At 62.7% G+C, this 18,155-nt stretch carries 18 protein-coding genes; 11 read left to right on the plus strand and 7 right to left on the minus strand.

The annotated features are described in order from the left end of the window. Window positions 1-184: 184 nt before the first annotated feature. Complete coding sequence (locus tag NYE40_RS00735) at window positions 185-1,987, plus strand: ATP-binding protein (RefSeq protein WP_339279172.1); 1,803 nt, start codon at window positions 185-187, stop codon at window positions 1,985-1,987. Window positions 1,988-2,061: 74 nt separating this feature from the next. After that, the gene (gene rluF / locus NYE40_RS00740; RefSeq protein WP_028600721.1) at window positions 2,062-2,787 is read left to right on the plus strand and encodes a 23S rRNA pseudouridine(2604) synthase RluF; all 726 of its coding nucleotides are present in this window, start codon (window positions 2,062-2,064) and stop codon (window positions 2,785-2,787) included. A 147-nt stretch (window positions 2,788-2,934) separates the two neighbouring features. On the opposite strand, the gene motB is transcribed toward rluF, so the two are convergent. Together motB and motA are read right to left on the minus strand one after the other, a co-directional pair. Next, entirely contained in the window at window positions 2,935-3,786 is an 852-nt protein-coding gene (gene motB, locus NYE40_RS00745) for a flagellar motor protein MotB (RefSeq protein WP_028600720.1), read from the minus strand. Continuing rightward, on the minus strand, window positions 3,770-4,573 hold the full coding sequence (gene motA / locus NYE40_RS00750) for a flagellar motor stator protein MotA (protein WP_028600719.1): 804 nt from the start codon (window positions 4,571-4,573) through the stop codon (window positions 3,770-3,772). Before motA ends, motB begins: the two co-directional genes overlap by 17 nt. A gap of 212 nt (window positions 4,574-4,785) precedes the next feature. Between motA and NYE40_RS00755 the strand changes: the two genes are divergently transcribed. After that, a complete protein-coding gene (locus NYE40_RS00755) occupies window positions 4,786-5,079 on the plus strand; it encodes a hypothetical protein (RefSeq protein WP_028600718.1) in 294 nt (97 codons plus the stop codon). A gap of 50 nt (window positions 5,080-5,129) precedes the next feature. On the opposite strand, the gene NYE40_RS00760 is transcribed toward NYE40_RS00755, so the two are convergent. Further along, entirely contained in the window at window positions 5,130-5,636 is a 507-nt protein-coding gene (locus tag NYE40_RS00760; RefSeq protein WP_028600717.1) for a GNAT family N-acetyltransferase, read from the minus strand. 150 nt (window positions 5,637-5,786) lie between these two features. On the opposite strand from NYE40_RS00760, the gene NYE40_RS00765 reads away from it, so the two are divergent. Both NYE40_RS00765 and NYE40_RS00770 read left to right on the plus strand, forming a co-directional pair. Beyond that, window positions 5,787-7,106 carry an MFS transporter gene (locus NYE40_RS00765; RefSeq protein WP_153782542.1) on the plus strand — a complete coding sequence of 440 codons (1,320 nt, stop codon included), beginning with the start codon at window positions 5,787-5,789 and terminating at the stop codon, window positions 7,104-7,106. 72 nt (window positions 7,107-7,178) lie between these two features. Beyond that, the gene (locus NYE40_RS00770) at window positions 7,179-8,093 is read left to right on the plus strand and encodes a sulfurtransferase (protein ID WP_339279173.1); all 915 of its coding nucleotides are present in this window, start codon (window positions 7,179-7,181) and stop codon (window positions 8,091-8,093) included. Between the two features lie 560 nt (window positions 8,094-8,653). Here the strand turns inward: NYE40_RS00770 and NYE40_RS00775 are convergent. Then, on the minus strand, window positions 8,654-9,409 hold the full coding sequence (locus NYE40_RS00775; RefSeq protein ID WP_339279174.1) for an AraC family transcriptional regulator: 756 nt from the start codon (window positions 9,407-9,409) through the stop codon (window positions 8,654-8,656). A 144-nt stretch (window positions 9,410-9,553) separates the two neighbouring features. Here NYE40_RS00775 and NYE40_RS00780 point away from each other — a divergent pair, with 144 nt between their 5' ends. Beyond that, a complete protein-coding gene (locus tag NYE40_RS00780) occupies window positions 9,554-10,513 on the plus strand; it encodes a nucleoside hydrolase (protein ID WP_339279175.1) in 960 nt (319 codons plus the stop codon). Between the two features lie 239 nt (window positions 10,514-10,752). Further along, complete coding sequence (locus tag NYE40_RS00785; protein ID WP_339279176.1) at window positions 10,753-11,649, plus strand: AraC family transcriptional regulator; 897 nt, start codon at window positions 10,753-10,755, stop codon at window positions 11,647-11,649. Window positions 11,650-11,673: 24 nt separating this feature from the next. On the opposite strand, the gene NYE40_RS00790 is transcribed toward NYE40_RS00785, so the two are convergent. Next, a complete protein-coding gene (locus tag NYE40_RS00790; RefSeq protein WP_028600710.1) occupies window positions 11,674-12,006 on the minus strand; it encodes a DUF1904 family protein in 333 nt (110 codons plus the stop codon). A 111-nt stretch (window positions 12,007-12,117) separates the two neighbouring features. On the opposite strand from NYE40_RS00790, the gene NYE40_RS00795 reads away from it, so the two are divergent. From NYE40_RS00795 to NYE40_RS00810, 4 genes are all read left to right on the plus strand, one after another. Next, a complete protein-coding gene (locus NYE40_RS00795) occupies window positions 12,118-12,825 on the plus strand; it encodes a DNA alkylation repair protein (protein WP_339279177.1) in 708 nt (235 codons plus the stop codon). Window positions 12,826-12,850: 25 nt separating this feature from the next. Further along, window positions 12,851-14,803 carry a translation factor GTPase family protein gene (locus NYE40_RS00800; RefSeq protein WP_339279178.1) on the plus strand — a complete coding sequence of 651 codons (1,953 nt, stop codon included), beginning with the start codon at window positions 12,851-12,853 and terminating at the stop codon, window positions 14,801-14,803. 207 nt (window positions 14,804-15,010) lie between these two features. Next, window positions 15,011-15,463, plus strand: a complete 453-nt coding sequence (locus tag NYE40_RS00805; protein WP_101808306.1) for a MarR family transcriptional regulator — start codon at window positions 15,011-15,013, stop codon at window positions 15,461-15,463. A 58-nt stretch (window positions 15,464-15,521) separates the two neighbouring features. Further along, complete coding sequence (locus NYE40_RS00810) at window positions 15,522-15,893, plus strand: VOC family protein (RefSeq protein ID WP_228551218.1); 372 nt, start codon at window positions 15,522-15,524, stop codon at window positions 15,891-15,893. A 66-nt stretch (window positions 15,894-15,959) separates the two neighbouring features. On the opposite strand, the gene ahpF is transcribed toward NYE40_RS00810, so the two are convergent. Together ahpF and ahpC are read right to left on the minus strand one after the other, a co-directional pair. Then, window positions 15,960-17,489 (minus strand): alkyl hydroperoxide reductase subunit F, encoded by a 1,530-nt coding sequence (gene ahpF / locus NYE40_RS00815; RefSeq protein ID WP_028600705.1) that lies wholly within the window; start codon window positions 17,487-17,489, stop codon window positions 15,960-15,962. 12 nt (window positions 17,490-17,501) lie between these two features. Then, window positions 17,502-18,065 carry an alkyl hydroperoxide reductase subunit C gene (gene ahpC / locus NYE40_RS00820; RefSeq protein ID WP_028600704.1) on the minus strand — a complete coding sequence of 188 codons (564 nt, stop codon included), beginning with the start codon at window positions 18,063-18,065 and terminating at the stop codon, window positions 17,502-17,504. Between the last annotated feature and the right edge of the window lie 90 nt (window positions 18,066-18,155).

Here is an 18,155-nt window from a genome sequence, read left to right on the forward strand (position 1 = left end):
TTATGGGGATAACTTGCTCGGACTGGGGATAGTTCTGTTTATAAATCATCCACATGGGGATGGAAGGGCCGTTTGGAGTCCCGCTAGCTTTTGAGTCTTTTGCTTCTGTCGGCGAATATCGGGCGGTTCGATAATTATGGTATGATCGAAAGAGACGCGGACGACAAAGGATGTGTATCCGACGGTGACGTTGAAAACGAAGCTGTCCCTGTTCATTTCGTTGCTGGTCGGCCTCATGCTTCTGTTTCATCTCGCTTTCAGCGACGTGCTGATCCGCAAGGAGCTGGCGCGCCAATACGAGCGCTTCACGCAAAGCGTTGCGGATCAGACCGTGAAGCTCTTTTCGACCTATCGGTCGGAAGGCGCTTCGGCCAGCCCGGGCATGACGCCCGAAGAGCTGCTGCCGCTCATCGTCCAATACGAGCCGCAAATTCTCGAGATCGGCATCTGGCGCATGGAGGACGGCGGCGCTCCGCTGCTGGTCGAAGGGACCAGCGGCTATTTTGACGACGAGACGGGCAAGCGCTTGCTTCGCGAGAGCGCGCAGGCGATGGCGCAAGCCGAGGTGCCGGACACGGATATCATGCGCACCAGCTATCCGTTCGCGCTGGACGGCGTCCCCTACCGGATCAGCCTCGCCGTGGAGCGCATCGATATCGACCATCAGTCCGGAATCCATGCCCGCAACGAGCTGATCGGCGCCGCCGGCATATTCCTCGTGCTGATGGGCCTCATTTGGCTCATCATCCGTTCCGTGCTCCGTCCGCTGCGCGCGATCGTGCGCAAGGTCGGCGACGTGGCCGAAGGCCGCTTCGATACGCCGCTCGAGGCGGAGGGACGGGACGAGCTGTCGCAGCTCGCGCGGCGCGTCAAGGTCATGTCCCATAACCTGCTCCGCCATACCGGGGAGCTGCGGGCGGCTTCCGAAGAGAACGAGCGGATCAAGGATCAGCTGGAGTCGATCATCCAGAATACGGCCGATTCGATCGTCATCATCGGCCTGGACTTCCGCCTGCTCAAGGTGAACCGCGCCTTCTGCCAGATGTTCGGCTACACGGAGGAGGAGGCGCTGTGCAAGGACATCCGCGAGCTCGTGCATCCGCAGCACAGCGTCTACGAGGAGGCGGAGCTCGCCCGGCTCGTGAGCGGAGAGCTGCTGCCTCCCGCGGAGGAGGAGTGGAGGCATCGCTGCGGCACGTATATCCGCGTCAGCTGCTCGCTGAACGCGCTGCGGGACGCGCAGGGCGAGGCGTGGGGCTTTGTGAGCGTCGTGCGCGACATCTCCTCCCGCTCGCAGATGGAGGAGCTGCTGCTCCGCTCGGAAAAGCTGACGACGGTGGGCCAGCTCGCGGCCGGCGTGGCGCATGAGATCCGCAATCCGCTCACGACGCTGCGCGGCTTCCTCCAGCTGCAGCAGGAGACGGGCAAGCTGAGCCTGCGTCATAACGACATCATGCTGGCGGAACTCGACCGGATCAACCTGATCGTCGGCGAATTCCTCATCCTGGCCAAGCCGCAGGCGGCGCGGTTCCAGGTGAAGGACGTGCGCTACGTGCTCGGCGACGTCATCTCGCTGCTCGACAGCGAGGGCCATCTCAAAAATGCCGTCTTCCACACCCGCTTCACCCGCGAGCCATGCCTCGTCTCCTGCGAGGAGAACCAGCTCAAGCAGGTGTTCATCAACATCATCAAAAATGCGATCGAAGCGATGCCGGCCGGCGGCAACGTCACGTTCGACATCGACCATCCCCATGAAGGGGAGGTCGCGATCTGCATCACCGATGAAGGCGTCGGCATACCCGAGGACATCATTCCCCGCATCGGCGATCCGTTCTTCACCGCCAAGGAGACGGGAACCGGCCTCGGCATCATGGTCAGCCAGCGGATCATCCAATCGCATAAGGGAAGCATGCGGATCGCGAGCAAGCTTGGCGAGGGCACGTCGGTGACGGTGCTTTTGCCGGCTTACCAGGGTGAAGCGGAGTAGAAATATGGTACAATCAAGCCATCAGCAGCGGCGCCGGCGATGCCGGACCGCGTAGAAGACGGGGTGTCTGCAAGGTGCGTATCAACAAGTGGATTAGCGAGACCGGCTACTGCTCCCGCCGGGAGGCGGACAAGCTGGTCAGCGGCGGAGAGGTCACGATCAACGGCGAGACGGCGCTGCTCGGCAGCCAGGTGGAGGCGGGCGACGAGGTGCGGGTAAAGGGCGAGCTGCTGTCGACGCACAGCCGCCATGTGTACATCGCCCTGCACAAGCCGGTCGGCATCACGTCGACGACGGAGCTGCATGTCGAGGGCAACATCGTCGACTTCGTCGGGCATCAGGAGCGGATCTTTCCGATCGGACGGCTGGACAAGGACTCCGAGGGCCTCATCCTCATGACCAACGACGGCGACATCGTCAACCGCGTCCTCCGGGCGGAAGGCAAGCATGAAAAGGAATATATCGTCACGATCGACCGGCCGGTGACGCCGTCCTTCCTCAAAGGAATGAGCGAGGGCGTGCGCATCCTTGGCGGCATGACGCTGCCCTGCCAAGTGACGCGCGTCAGCGAGCGGGTGTTCCGCATCGTGCTCACCGAGGGCAAGAACCGGCAGATCCGGCGCATGTGCAGCGCCTTCGGCTACCGGGTGCGCCGGCTGCAGCGCGTGCGCATCATGAACATCACGCTCGGCAGCCTGCCGTCCGGCAAATGGCGCGATCTGACCCGCGAGGAGCTGCAGGAGCTGTTCTCGGAGCTGAGCTACGAGCCGTCGCCGCCTGCCGGGCGTCCCGGCACGTAACCGGCTAGCTGGCCGCGGCGTTCGCGGACCGGTCGCGCGGCCGGCCATTCTCCCTGCGCTGATCGTGAAGACGCGCGAGAAACGAGCATCAAAAAGAGCCCCGCTTTCCCTGTGCGACAGGAAAAGCGGGGCTTTTTGCCGAGCCGATCATTTGAAGCCGGCGGAAATCATCTGCGCGGCCGAAGGCTGGCCGTAGTTGCGGATGATCGACACCTCGACGCGGCGGTTTTTGGCCCGTCCGGCGGCAGTGTCGTTGCTCGCGACCGGCTCGTACTCGCCGTTGCCGACCGCGCTGAAGCGCTTCGGATCGAGCTTGTCGTTATGCAGCAGCACGTCCATGAAGCGGACGGCGCGCATCGTGCTCAGATCCCAGTTGGAGCGGAATTGGGCGTTGGAGATCGGCTGATTGTCCGTATGCCCGGACACCATCACCTCGTAGTTCGGATACTTCTGCAGGATGCCGGAGATGTACGTGCCGAGCTGCTCGGCCTCCGGCTTGATCGTGGCGCTGCCGGAGGGGAACAGCGCTTTGTCGCTGATCGTGATCATGAGACGGGACTGGTTGAGCTTCGTCTCGAGCGAGGTCGTCAGGCCCTTGTCCTCGATGTACTGGTCGACCTGCTTCTTGAGCTTCTCGAGATCCTCCTGCTCCTGGCGCATGAGCTCCTGCATCGCTTTGTCCAGGTTCGCGGCATTCACTTGCTGGGAGGTCGTCGTGCTCTCCGACTGCGCGTCCTTGGAGCTCTGCTCCTTGGTCTTCTCGTCGGCGACCATGCCCTCCTTGTCGATCGACTTGTAGCTCTCGAGCACGCCGTTGCCGCCGCTCAGAGCGATGTTGAACGCGCGGCTCATCTCCTCGAACTTCTTGGCGTCGACGCTGCTGGAGGCGTACAGGACGATGAACAGCGCCAGCAGCAGCGTCAGCAGGTCGGCGTAAGGGATGAGCCAGGATTCGTCCACATGCTCTTCGTGCTCCTCGTGCTTATGCTTCTTGCTCAATCAGCTTCCCTTCTTTCGATTCCTGCATTTGGAGGCGCTCTTTAGGCGAGAGGTAGACGGACAGCTTTTGGTTGATGGCGATCGTGGAGACGCCGGACTGGATCGAGAGCAGGCCTTCGACCATCATCAGCTTGACCTGCGATTCGCGCTTGGAGATGCGCTTGAGCTTGTTGGCGATCGGATGCCAGAGCACGTAGCCGGTGAAAATGCCGAGCAGCGTCGCGATGAAGGCGCCTGCGATCGCATGCGCGAGCTTGTTCATGTCGCTCATGTCCGACAGGGCGGCGATCAGGCCGACGACGGCCCCGAGCACGCCGAGCGTCGGCGCGTAGGTGCCGGCCTGCGTGAACAGCAGGGCGCCGGCCTTGTGGCGCTCCTCCATCGCGCTGATGTCCTCGAGCAGCACGTCGCGGACGAAGTCCTGATCGTTGCCGTCGATGACCATGCGCATGCCGTTCTTCAGGAACGGATCCTCGATCTCCTCGACCTTCGCCTCCAGGGCGAGCAGGCCTTCGCGGCGCGTGATGCTTGCCCAATCCGCGAACATCGTGATGAGGTCCTGGCGGCTGACCAGCTTCGGGTTGATGAACGTCAGCTTGAGCAGCGTCGGAAATTTGGCGATCTCGTTCATCGGGAAGCCGATGAACAGGGAGGCGAACGTGCCGACGATGATGATCATGAAGGCGGCCGGATTCGCCAGGTTATGGAGCGGCGCTCCCTTGAGCACCATGCCGACGAGAACGGCGGCAAGGCCGAGTACGATACCGATGAAAGTTGACTTTTCCATAATGCACCCCGTCCAATCTGAAGATGAGGGAGAGCGGCAGGCCGGCAGGCCCTCCCGCTGCTTCGTCCCGTTTCTCCTATATATCGACTCCCCCTTGAGGGGAGATTAGAGAAATTTTTGCAGAACCATAGTCACATTGCGTTAGAAGATGGCATAACCGTGTACAATAGAGCCATGAAGCTGCGGAAGGAAAAGGAAGGAAGGGATGACGGATGGGCGTCAGGCATGCGAGGGAATACAAGGATATTTTGGATGATCTGACCGAGGCGGTGAGCGCGATTCGCGACTCGTACTCGTTTTTCGAGATGACGGGAGAAGAGTGGGGCGAGCTCGGCGACCAGGAAAAGCGGGAAGTGATGGAGGCGCTGGCGGACGATGTGTTCTACGGCCTCGGCGAGGAGCCGGTGCTGCATGTCGGCGGGGGCGTCGTCGCCTACAAGCCGAAGTTCCACGTCATCGAAGTGATGGTCGACGGCAAGGAAGCCCGCATCGTCCGCCTCATCTGACGCGATAGGGCCGGCGCCGCCGGAAGCGAAAGGCCGCTGCTCCCGGGAGCTCAGCGGCCTTTTTTGTACGTCATGCAGTAAAAGGGCTTCGGCCCGTCCGGCGTGCCCCGCTCGTACTGGTCGGTCACGCGGAAGCCGGCCTTCTCGTAAGCGCGGCGGGCGCGCACGTTCCACAGCAGCACCTCGAGGTCGATCTCGTCCTCGGGCTTGCGGCGGCGCGCCTCCCGCACGAGCAGCCGGACGAACGACGGGCCGATGCCGTCGCCGCACAGGTCCGGCCGCAGCGCCAGGCCGAGGCGGGTGACGCCGACGATCGGGAAGAACTGGGCGTAGCCCATCAGCTCGCCGTCGTCCGGATCGATGACGGCCGCATACTGCTCCTCGCGAAGCTTGGGATCGCCGAACTCGATCTCGAGCTTCTTCAGCGTGTCCCACGGATCGTTGTTGTACACGTCGTACGGCGGCTCGAAGCGCCAGCGGCATACCTCCTCGGCATGGGCCTCGGTCATGGGGACGACCTGCCACGCGGCGGCGGGATCGAACGGATCGATGGTCATGAGGGCTCCTCTCCGGCGCCTTGCGCCTGTCGCTTGTTCGCATAATAGCCATCTTCGGACAGGGCCATTATACCATTCCGGTTCCGGGTCATGGTAAAATAGGAAGCACTGGAATCATCCTACTTCAACGAATCCATCGAAGGAGCCGCGATGCGCAAACTGATTCTGCTCGGTTGTCTCTCCTATTTCGTCATCGGCCTGGCCCATGTGGTCGCAGGGGCGCTGCTGGAGCCGGTCATGGCCAACTATGACCTCAGCTACGGCGCGGCCGGCCAATGGATTACGAATCAATTCCTCGGCTTTTTGCTGGGCGTGCTCGCCGCTCCCGCCATCACGTCCCGGATCGGGCGCCGAAGCGGCCTCGTGCTGGCGCTCGGCTTCCTCACGGCGGCCGAGGCGATCTACAGCATGCTGCCTCCGTGGGACGTCATCCTCGTCGCCGCGCCGGTCGCCGGCTTCGGCTTCGGCATGACCGAGGCGGTCGTCGGCGCGCTCATCATGGACGTATTCGCCCGGGGCAAGGCCTCGGTCATGGGCTGGCTGGAGGTCGCCTTCGGCGCCGGCGCGCTCGCCATGCCGGGCCTGGCGGCGCTGCTCATCCGGGACGGCATCTGGATGATGAGCTTCCCGGTGCTGACCGCGCTCGCCGGCATCTCGATGCTGCTCTGGATGACGCTGTCGTTCGGCCCGGCCGACGAAGCGGTCGCCCATACGCCGCGGACGGCGAAGCCTGCGGCGGCTGCGCCTGCGGACGGGCCTGCCGCGGCCGCGCGCGAGGCGGACGAGCCGATCGTCGCTCCCGGCCTGGACGGGCCGGCGGCCGTGCCGGCCGCCGGCGCGCTGGCGAGCGACAAGGCGGTTGCGCCCGCCGGCGGCCGCGGCTGGCTCGGCTACGGCCGCGGCTCGTGGCCGCTGCTCGCGGTCGGCATGGCGTTCTTTTTCCTGTATGTCGGGCTCGAGATGGTGTTCGCCAACTATTTGCCGTCCATCATGACGAAGGGGTCGGGCATCGGCGAGGCGGAAGCCTCCGCCGTGCTCAGCCTGTTCTGGGCGACGATGGTCGCCGGACGGCTGCTGATCGGCTTCGCCACGCGAGCGGCGGGCTACCGCGTCTATCTGCTCGGCTCCGTCGCCTCGACGCTGGCCGCGCTCGTGCTGCTGGCGACTGCGGGCACGCTCACCTGGACGCTCGTGCTCGTCGCTCTGGCCGGCTTCTGCATGGCCGGCATCTTCGCGGTCGCGCTCATCTACGTCAACGAGCGGCTGCCGGGCATGACCGACCGCACGACGAGCCTGCTCGTCGCCTGCGGCGGCCTCGGCGGCGCGATCTTCCCCAAGCTGGGCGGCTGGCTGTTCGACCTGCACGGCTGGCAGCGGCTGCTGCAGCTGACGGCGGTCATGGGGGCGGTGCTGCTCGTGCTGCTGCTCGTGCTGCTGGCGCTGCGGGGTCGGCAGGCGGCGGAGGCTTAAGCCGCGCTGAAGCCTGAACCCGGCGTTCAAGCTCAAGTCCGATCCTCAATCTCATCAAGCAGGAGGCGAGGCATGATGAATCAACCGAATCCGATCGTCTCGATGAAATGGCTGCTCGCCCGCATGTACGAGCCCGATCTCGTCATCGCGGACTGCCGGTTCGCGCTCGGCAAGCCCGAGTCCGGCCGCGAGGCGTACGAGGCGGCGCATGTTCCGGGCGCCGTCTACCTGGACCTGGAGCGGGACCTGTCCGCCCCGGTCGGCGAGCATGGCGGCCGCCATCCGCTGCCGGACCCGGCCGAGCTTGAGGCGGCGCTGCGCCGCGCGGGCATCGGCCCGGACAGCCGCGTCGTTGCCTACGACGACCAGGGCGGCGCGATGGCGTCGCGCCTTTGGTGGCTGCTGCGCTGGCTCGGCCATGACGCGGTTTATGTGATGGACCAGGGGTTTTCTGCCTGGCAGGCGGCGGGTTATCCGGTCACGGACGCGACGCGCGTCGTCGTGCCGGGAGCGTTCCGTGCGCGCGTGCGTCCGGAGCTGCTGGCGGACGTGGACGCCGTACGCGCCGCCTCGCGGACCGCGGAGCCGGAGGCATGGGCCTCGGCCGCTGGCGCGGGAGCGGAAAGCGGCTCGGCGGCCGCCGAGAGCGCGCCGCTGCTGATCGACTCGCGCGAGCCGCGCCGCTATGCGGGGCTCGAGGAGCCGATCGACCGCGCGGCCGGGCATATCCCGGGGGCGGTCAACCGCTTCTGGAAGGGCGTCCTGGACAAGGACGGCCGCTGGAAGAGCGGCGACGCGCTCTCCGCCGCGCTGGACGGCATCCCGCAGGACCGCGAGCTGATCGTCTACTGCGGCTCCGGCGTGACCGCCTGCCCGAACGTGCTCGGCCTGCAAGCCGCCGGGTACGGGAACGTAAGGCTTTACGCGGGGAGCTGGAGCGATTGGATTTCGTACAGTGAGAATCCGGTTGCGACGGGTAAAGAGTAAGAGCCGGGAGGCCGCGTCGGACGCGGATTGAGGGGCTGTGACAGGTTGTGAGCAAACGTCCTGTTTCGGCCATTTTTGGGTTTTTATGTAAGAAGAATGTAAACAATGGGTACTTAAATGAGATTGCAAGTGTGTCCTGGCCAGCCCATAATGAGTCAGGTTGTGTTGTATGCTTGGAAGCTTTGCTTGCAGTCATTCACAAGCTGGTTCGTCATAACCTTTCGTGCGAAGCAAAAACTGGATTGCCTTTTAGGAACACTTCGCCTCGTCTTCCTCGGCGTGGTTTGCAACTCCCGGTTCAGAAGCATGGGTATATGAGAACGGATTGGTTCAGGGGAGTGGTCACAACGGGGCTGAATTTGATCCGTCGTGCAAACCATCTCAACTAGGAGCCGCCTAAAACTTAAGCTCCAAGTATTTAATTATAATCCTCAATAGCGTATTCGGGGAATCTGATCGCGACAGGGGAAGAGTAGAAGCTGAGGGCCGCGTCGGAAGCGGGTTTGGGGCCGTGGCAGGCGTTCGATTCACCCCTGTCCGGCGGCCGGCGGGACAGGGGCTTAGACGCTGCGCCGGAACTGCCCCGGCGTCATGCCGAATCTGCGCTTGAACATCGCGCACAGCTGCGCGTCGCTGGAGAAGCCGCAGTGCAGGGCGATTTCCAGTACGGACAGGTCGGCATGCAGGAGCAGCCGGCGCGCCTCGTCCAGTCTTTTTCCGAGCACGTAGGCAAGCGGAGGGACGGCGAACCGCTGCTTGAAGCAATGGCGGAAATGATGATAGCTGTAGCCGGACATCGCGGCCAGCTGCTCGAGGCGGATCGGCTCCCGGTAATGCTCGTCGATATAATGCAGCGCGAAAGCAAGCCAATGCCCGCTGTCCGCCACGGCTGCCGCCGGGTCCCGCTGCTCCCGGACAAGCTGGATGAGCAGCGAGCTCAGCTCCAAATCGAGCTGCAGCGCGTAATGGGCGCGCTTTTCCGCCAGCTCGTCCAGCATTCCTTCCAGACGCCGGCCGAGCGGCCGCTCCGGAGCGTCTTGGTACAAGCCCTCTTGAGGTGCGGGCAGCTGCCGGTCCGGCAGCTGGAATCCGACGCAGACGACGCGCGTATCGGCCGCGCGCTTCTCGTCATGCGGCGTTCCGGGACGAATCACCGCGAAGGAGCCGGGACCGTAGCGGTAGGCGACGTCGTGGATGCGGGTCGTTCCGCTCCCGCTCGCATAGTAGACCAGCTCGCAGCAGCCGTGCTGATGCATGCCGACCGAGCTGCCCGCTTCATGGGCCGCTTGAAATAAAAACACCGTTTGCGCGATCACCCGCATCGTCCTCCCTTAGCCACTTCAAGCAAGATTAAAGCCAGATCGGTATAGGTAACCGAGGCATGATTCGTTAAGATTAGCTCAAGTTCGAATCATTGTGAAGCTGAGGCAGCCAAAATGACAGGGAGGCGATGGACCGTCATGAGTCGATATCCAAAGGTAGAGGAAGCGTTCCGGCTGGAGCGCTTGGCGGCTCCGCAGGGCAGGGCGAGGATGGTGCTCGATACCGATACGTTCAATGAGATCGACGATCAGTTCGCGCTGGCGTACGCGTTGCTTTCGCCGGAGAAGGTATCGCTCGAGGCCGTGTACGCGGCGCCGTTTTTCAACGAGCTGTCCTCCGGACCGAAGGACGGGATGGAAAAAAGCTACGAGGAGATCGAGCGCATCCTGAGCCGGTTCGGCTTGCCGACGGACGGATACGCGTTCCGCGGGTCGGAGCGGTATTTGCCGGGCGCGGAGGAGCCGGTCGACAGCCCGGCAGCCAGGGATCTCGTCGCGCGCGCGCAGGCGATGCCGGATGACGAGCCGCTGTATGTCGTGGCGATCGGCGCGGTCACGAACGTCGCTTCGGCGATCTTGCTGGAGCCGTCGATCCTCCGCAAGATCGTCGTCATCTGGCTCGGCGGACATGCGCTGCACTGGCCGGATGCGAATGAATTCAATCTGCAGCAGGATGTCCATGCGGTCCGCGTGCTTCTGGACAGCGGCGTTCCGTTTGTCCTGGTGCCGTGCATGGGCGTCGCCTCGCAGCTTCTGACCACGCTGCCTGAAGTGAACGAGCGCGTACGCGGCCGCGGAGCGATCGGCGATTTTCTCGCGGAGCGCTATGAAAGCTGCAGCGACGACCATTTCGGCCGCTCTCGCGTCATCTGGGATCTGTCCGCCGTCGCCTTTCTGGCGCAGCCCCAGGCGGTATGGAGCCACATCGTGCACAGTCCGCTGCTGACCGACAACGTCACCTGGAGCTTCAATTCGTCGCGCCATTTGATCCGATCGGCCTATTTCATCGATCGCGATGCCGTCTTCCGCGATTTTTACGCCAAGCTCGACGACTACGCGGCGGGCCAGCGCACGCTCAGCGCCGTCCAGCGAGCCTAGCACGCGGCATTCCAACCTTCCGATTCGCCGTTCCGGCGGATTCGGAAGGTTTTTTCGCATGCCTTGGACGAGGAACGTCGTATAATGGAGGATAGCAAATCCATCGTCAGCGAAATGGAACAGCTTGCTTTGAAGTGGCAGGAGCAAAAAGAACTCAAGTGAGGCAACTTCTTGGTGCACGAATCGTTGCGAAGCCGATCTCGGCTGCCCCTATACTTGATCAAGAGAGGAGGGATAAGATGGAGTGGCTGGAGCGGATGAATCGGGCGATGGACTACATCGAGGAGAACCTGACGGGGGAGATCGAGCTGAGCGAGGCGGCCCGCAGGGCCTGCTGCTCGACGTATCATTTTCAGCGGATGTTCTCATTCATTACGGATGTGACGCTGGCGGAGTACATTCGGCGCAGACGGCTGACGCTGGCTGCGTTGGAGCTGCAGCAAGGCGGGGCGGCGAAGATCATCGATGTCGCGCTGACCTACGGGTACGACTCGCCGGTCTCGTTCGCGCGGGCGTTCCATGCGCTGCATGGAATGACGCCGGCTATGGCCCGCCAGGGCGGCATGGAGCTCAAAGCCTATCCCCGTCTGTCCTTCCTCATCACGATCAAGGGGGCAGAGGCGATGAATTATCGGATCGAGACGAAGGAAAAGTTCGAGGTGTTCGGCCTGGAACGCGTATTCCGCACGGATGGAGGCGGGGAAGCGCCCCAAACGCCGGCCCGGCTGTGGGAGCAGAGCCATGCGAACGGAGAGGCGAAGCGGCTTGAAGAGCGTGCAGGCGGGCTGCCGTCCTTCGTGAGCCCCAATCTATACGCGGTGAATGCGGTCTGCAGCTACCGGAAAACCGGGCCCGATACGTTTCCTTACATGCTCTGCGCCTTCAAGGATGAGGCCAGCGATTCGGACGGCTACGCCACGGCGACGATTCCCGCGCATACATGGGCGATCTTCCCGTCGGAGCCGCATCCGTGGGAGCAGTTCGGAGAGACGATCGAGACGCTTTACCGTCGCTTCTACACCGAATGGCTCCCAACGGCGGGCTATGAGCAGGCGGACGGAATCGAGTTCGAGATGAACGGGACGAAGGACGGCCTCAACTACATCGAGCTGTGGTTCGCGGTACGCAAAAAGTAGTTGCCGAACGCGTACGGCTCCTTTTTAGGAGCCGTACCGGCGGCCGTTCATGTAGAAATTGTCCTCCCGGCCGACCCGGAAGGAAATTTCCAGATCGGGGATGCCGAGCGAGCGGACATGCCTGTCGATCGCCTCGGCCATCTTGTCGCGGATCTCGTCCCCGCGCTCGAACCACCATACATCGATGAACGGATAGGAATCGGTATATTTCCCGTCGAAGATCGCCGTGACATGCAGGCACTCCAAGGTGAAATTATCGGTGCCGCATCGGCATATCGCCGCCATCTCCTCTACGAGAGGGATGCTGATCGCGCGTATGCCCTCGGCTGGAATTCCTCTGAAAATCAATTGCGGCATCTCTGCCTGCCTCCTCTCGAATCGACTGCAACCAACGAACGAACAATAAGCGGAACGGCCTTATTATAGCTGGAATCGCCTGCTCATTTCCATGCAAAGGAGCTGAAACCAATGGATCTGGAAACCATCCTGCACGAGCTCGAAGCTCTCGGCAAGGAACGCCTGAAGAAGATGTACCTGGGCAACGGCGCTCATGAGCCCTTGTTCGGCGTGGCTACGGGCGAGATGAAGCCTCTCTACCGAAAGATCAAGCGGAACCAGCCGCTCGCCGAGCAGCTCTACGCGACCGGCAACTATGACGCCATGTACTTCGCCGGCGTCATCGCCGATCCCGACGCCATGTCGGCAGCCGATTTCGAGCGCTGGATCGAGACGGCTTATTTTTACATGCTGTCGGACTATGTGGTCGCGGTCACGCTGGCGGAGTCGGACATTGCGCAGGAGGTGGCCGACCGCTGGATTGCGAGCGGCGACGAGCTGCGCATGTCGGCCGGCTGGAGCTGCTACTGCTGGCTGCTCGGCAACCGTTCGGACGCCGCCTTTTCGCAAGAGAAGCTGGCCGGCCTGCTGGACCAAGCCAAGCGGATGATCCACGACGCGCCCAAGCGGGCGAAGATCTCGATGAACAACTTCGTGTACACGGTCGGCGTGTCCTATGTGCCGCTGCATGAGCGGGCGGTGGAGATCGCGCAGCAGATCGGTCCGGTGGATATCGGCGGGAGCGGCGCGAAGCGCAAGCTGTTGAACGCCTCCGAGCAGATTCAAAGTCAGCTGGAAAAAGGGCGGATCGGCTTCAAGCGGAAGCATGTCCGCTGCTGACCGAATAAAGAAGGGGGATGCCGCCATGAGGATGACCATCGGCCTGTTCGCCCATGTGGACGCGGGCAAGACGACGTTTGCGGAGCAGCTGCTTTACCATGCAGGCAGCATCCGGTCGCGCGGACGGGTCGACCATAAGGACGCTTATCTGGACAGCCACGAGATCGAACGCGCGCGGGGCATTACGGTGTTTGCCGATCAAGCGCAGCTGTCGTACAAGGGCTCGGCCTATGATCTGATCGACACGCCCGGACACGTCGACTTCTCGCCGGAGATGGAGCGGGCCGTCCTGGCGATGGACTACGCGATCGTCATCGTCAGCGCGGCGGAGGGAGTCCAGGGACATACGGAGACGGTGTGGCAGCTGCTGCGCAAGCACCGGGTTCCGACGTTCTTTTTCATCAACAAGACGGATCGCGTCGGCGCCGACGCGGAAGCGACGCTGGACGAGATCCGCCTGCATCTGACGCCGGACGCAGTGCCGGTCATGGACAGCTTTGCGCACGGCATCGTCGGAGAGCCGCTGCGGGAGCGGATGGCCGAGCGGGACGAGGCGCAGCTGGAGGCGTACCTGGAAGGCCGGGACGACCCGGCCTACTGGCTGGAGGCTCTGCGCGGACTCGTCCGCGAAGGAAGGCTGTTCCCGTGCGCGAGCGGCTCCGCGCTGCAGGATATCGGCGTAACCGAATTTCTGGAGCTGCTGCACGGCTTGACGACCGCTGCCTATGACAAGGAGGCGCCGTTCGCCGGACGCGTGACCAAGATCCGTCATGATTCAAGCGGCGTGCGGCTGACCTTCATCAAGATGCTGGCCGGCACGCTGCGGGTCCGGGACGAGCTGGTCTACGAGAGCGGCGGCAAGCGGCAGGAGGAGAAGGTGACGCGCCTGCTGGCATTCAACGGGAGCCGGTCGCATGCGCTCGAGCAGGCGGAGGCAGGCGAGCTGATCGCCGTGACCGGACTGTCCGCCGTCGAGGCCGGCCAAGGGCTCGGCGCTTGCAGGGACGAGCCGGCCTACGAGATGGCGCCGACGCTGATGACGAAGGTTGCGTTCCCGGAGACGCTTCACGTCAAGGACGTGCTGAGCGCGTTTCGGATGCTGAATGCGGAGGACCCGTCGCTGAACGTCGTCTGGGAGGAGAGCCTGCAGGAGATTCATGTGCATGTGATGGGCCTCATTCAACTGGAGGTGCTGGGGCATGTGGTGCGGGAGCGGTTCGGGATGGACGTCTCGTTCGGCAGCCCAGAAATTCTGTACAAGGAGACGATCCGCGCCGCGGTCACCGGATACGGGCATTTCGAGCCGCTTCGGCATTATGCGGAAGTGCATCTGCGGCTGGAGCCGGGCGAGCGGGGCAGCGGAATCGCGTTCGCGAGCGTCTGCCATCCGAACGAATTCAGCGTCGGCAACCAGAACCTCGTGAAGACGCATCTCTACGAGCGGGAGCATCGCGGCCTGCTGACGGGCATGCCGGTCGCCGACCTCAAGATTACGCTGCTGCGGGCCGCCGCGCACAAGGAATATACGCATGGAGGCGACTTCCGCGAAGCCGCCTTCCGCGCGCTCAGGCAGGGGCTGGAAAAGGCCGACAACGTGCTGCTGGAGCCATTTTACACCTTCAAGATCAAGGTCGGCTTGGACGAGCTGGGACGGGTGCTGTCCGATATCCAGCGCGCCAGCGGGCAGTTCGATCCGCCGCAGACGACGGACGCGCATGCGGTCGTCACGGGCCGGGCGCCGGTGGCGACATTTCTGAACTATGCGGCGGAGCTGGCCTCGTTCACGCATGGGCGGGGCGCCATCCGCTGCGTATTCGGAGGCTACGACGAGTGCCACAATACGCCGGAGGTGATCCAGCGGAAAGGGTACCGCAAGGACGCGGACCCGCTGTATACGTCCTCCTCGATCTTTTGCGCCAAAGGCAGCGGGTACGCCGTGCCTTGGGACGAGGCGGAGGCGAAGATGCATCTGCTCTGATCGTCGTAAAGCAGCTCAAAAGGCTGCAGCTCATACGAGCTGCGGCTATTTGGGCTTCCATCGTCCGAGAGACGATACGGCGTGCTTGCCGCTGCCGGCGGCTGCAAAGGACAAGCAAACCCATTTATTAGTTGCAATAGCATTCTAACTAAGATAAACTCCAATTAGTTGCAATAGCATCATATCTGGAGGGGAAGGGGAATTGCCATGAGCGAGCCCTGGGCGCTCAAAAGCAAGGACAGCTCGGAATCGCATGGCCCTTATATCTCGGCGATCTACCGTCACATGCAGGTGCTGATCTCCGCCGAGCTGGCGCCGCATCGCATCGGCAGCGGCCAGTACATGTTCCTCATGGCGATCGCGCAGCAGGAGCCGTTGACGCAAAAGGCCTTGAGCGAGAAGCTGCTGGTCGACAAGACGACGACGGCCAAGGCGATCGCCAAGCTCGAGGCGGAAGGGTATGTCCGAAGGGAAGCGGATCCTGCGGATCAGCGCTTTCAGCTGCTTTATTTGACGGAGGCGGGACGAGAGGTCGCGCCCCAGGTTCAGGAAGCGCTGAACCGCGTTCGCAGCAAGACCGCCGAAGGCATCGACGAAGCGGAGTACGCCACGTTCATCCGTCTGCTGAAGACGGTGCTCGGCAACTTGACCGGGCTGTAGAGGCGAAGGTCCGCCTGCTGAAGAACCTGGCTTTTTCAAACCAAGGAGGAGGATGACGATGCTGGCTGCAGCTCCGTTTGTCGTCGTGGAGAATTGCGCGGAGGAAATCCGATTTTATCAAGGCGTCTTTGGAGGAGAGGTCGAGATTCTGCGAAGGCAGGGGGAGACGGTCCTGAACGCGGATCTGCACGTAGATGGAGTCGCCCTCAAGTTCGCCGACGTTCAAGCGGCGAAGCCGGTGCAGAAGGGCGACTATGTCCGGATCTTCCTCAAGCTCGGCACGGAGGAGGAGTTCCGCCGCGTCTATGGAGCCCTCGCTTCCGGCGGGGCGATCGTCACGGAGCTGTACGAGGCTCCGTTCAACGGCCTGCTGGCCATCGTCTCCGACCGGAACGGGGTCTGTTGGGTGCTGTCCTTTTATCGTGCATGACGAAAAAAACCGCTCCCCGGGTCGAGAGGAGCGATCAGGCTCCCCTCTGCCGAGAAACGGTTCTTATTAGTTGCGGATCAGATAGTCGAACGCGCCGAGCGCCGCGGTCGCGCCCGAGCCCATCGAGATGATGATCTGCTTGAACGGGCTGTTCGTGCAGTCGCCTGCCGCGAACACGCCGGGCAGCGACGTCGCGCCGCGCGCGTCGACGATGATCTCGCCCATCCGGTTGCGCTCCACCGCGCCTCCGAGCCATTCGGTGTTCGGCACGAGGCCGATCTGCACGAATACGCCCTGCAGCTCGATGTGGCGGTCCTCGCCGGTCTCGCGGTCGGTGAACGTGATTCCGCTGAGCTTGTCCGTGCCGGTGAATTCCTTGGTCGCGACATTCGTGATGACCGTGACGTTCGGAAGCGAGTACAGGCGGTCCTGCAGCACGGAGTCGGCCTTGAGCTCGGTGTTGAACTCCAGCACGGTCACATGCTTCACGATGCCGGCCAGGTCGATCGCCGCTTCGACGCCGGAGTTGCCTCCGCCGATGACCGCGACATCCTTGCCGGCGAACAGAGGTCCGTCACAGTGCGGGCAGTACGCCACGCCCTTGTTCTTGAACTCGGCTTCGCCCGGCACGCCGACGTTGCGCCAGCGCGCTCCGGTCGACAGGATGACCGTCTTGCTGCGCAGCACGGCGCCGTTCTCGAGCTCGACCTCGACATAATCCTTCTTCTCCAGGCGGACCGCCCGTTGAAGCTTCATGATGTCGACGTTGTACTCCTTCACATGCTCCTCGAGGCTCGCGGCCAGCTTCGGACCTTCGGTGTACTTCGTGCTGATGAAGTTCTCGATGCCGACCGTGTCCATGATCTGGCCGCCGAAGCGCTCGGCGACGATGCCGGTGCGGATGCCTTTGCGGGCCGCATAGATCGCGGAGCTTGCGCCGGCCGGGCCGCCGCCGACGACGAGCACGTCGAACGGCTCCTTGCCGTTGAATTCCTCCGCGCTCGGAGCTTCGACGATCTTGGCCAGAATCTCCTCGATCGACATCCGGCCGCCGCCGAACGCCTCGCCGTTCAGGTAGACGGACGGCACGGCCATGACGCCGCGCTCCTCCGCTTCATCCTTGAACGCCGCGCCGTCGATCATCGTATGCGAGATGCCCGGATTGAGCACGCTCATGACGTTGAGGGCTTGGACGACATCCGGACAGTTGTGGCAGCTCAGGCTGACGAACGTCTCGAACTTGTACTCGCCCTTGATGCCCTTGATCAGATCGATGACGCTCTGGTCGACCTTCGGCGCGCGGCCGCTGACTTGCAGCAGCGCCAGCACGAAGGACGTGAATTCATGGCCGAGCGGGATGCCGGCAAAGACGATTCCCGTATCCTCGCCCGGGCGGTTCACGCTGAAGCTCGGCGTGCGCGGCAGCTCCGCTTTTTCCACCCGGATGCGGGGGCTCATGGCGACGATCTCGTCCATCAGGCCGAGCATGTCCTGCGACACCGCGTCGGTGCCCGCGCTGACCTGGATATGCACGTCGCCTTCCATGAGTCCCATGTATTGGGCTAGCTGTGCCTTGATATCTCCGTCAAGTACCATTGGAAATGCCCCTTAGATCTTGCCTACGAGGTCAAGGCTAGGCTTCAGCGTCGTGCCGCCTTCTTGCCATTTCGCAGGGCAGACTTCGCCTGGATTGTTGCGCACGTATTGAGCGGCTTTGATCTTGTTGACGAGCGCGCTCGCGTCGCGGCCGATGCCGCCGGCATTGATCTCGACCGTCTGGATGACGCCGTCCGGATCGATGATGAACGTGCCTCGGTCGGCCAGGCCGTCCGCTTCGATCAGCACGTCGAAGTTGCGGGAGATCGTGTGCGTCGGATCGCCGATCATGATGTACGTGATCTTGCCGATCGTCTCGGAGCTGTCATGCCAAGCCTTGTGCGTGAAGTGCGTGTCGGTCGAGACGGAATATACTTCCACGCCGAGCGATTTCAGCGTTTCATATTGGTCTTGCAGGTCGCCGAGCTCGGTCGGGCATACGAAGGTGAAGTCGGCCGGGTAGAAGCAGACGACGCTCCATTTGCCTTTGAAGTTCTGCTCCGTTACGTCGATGAAATTGCCGTTCTGGTACGCTTTCGCGCTAAAAGGTTTTACTTCAGTTCCGATCAGGGACATGATATGGTTCCTCCTTGGAGTTTTTTTATAATGATTACAATCTAATATTAATTTTGTTGAGAATGACTGTCAAGTAGACATCCCTCGCTT

Origin of the sequence: Paenibacillus sp. FSL W8-1187 (assembly GCF_037965485.1) — a bacterium.
Taxonomy (GTDB): Bacteria; Bacillota; Bacilli; order Paenibacillales; family Paenibacillaceae; genus Paenibacillus_O; species Paenibacillus_O pasadenensis.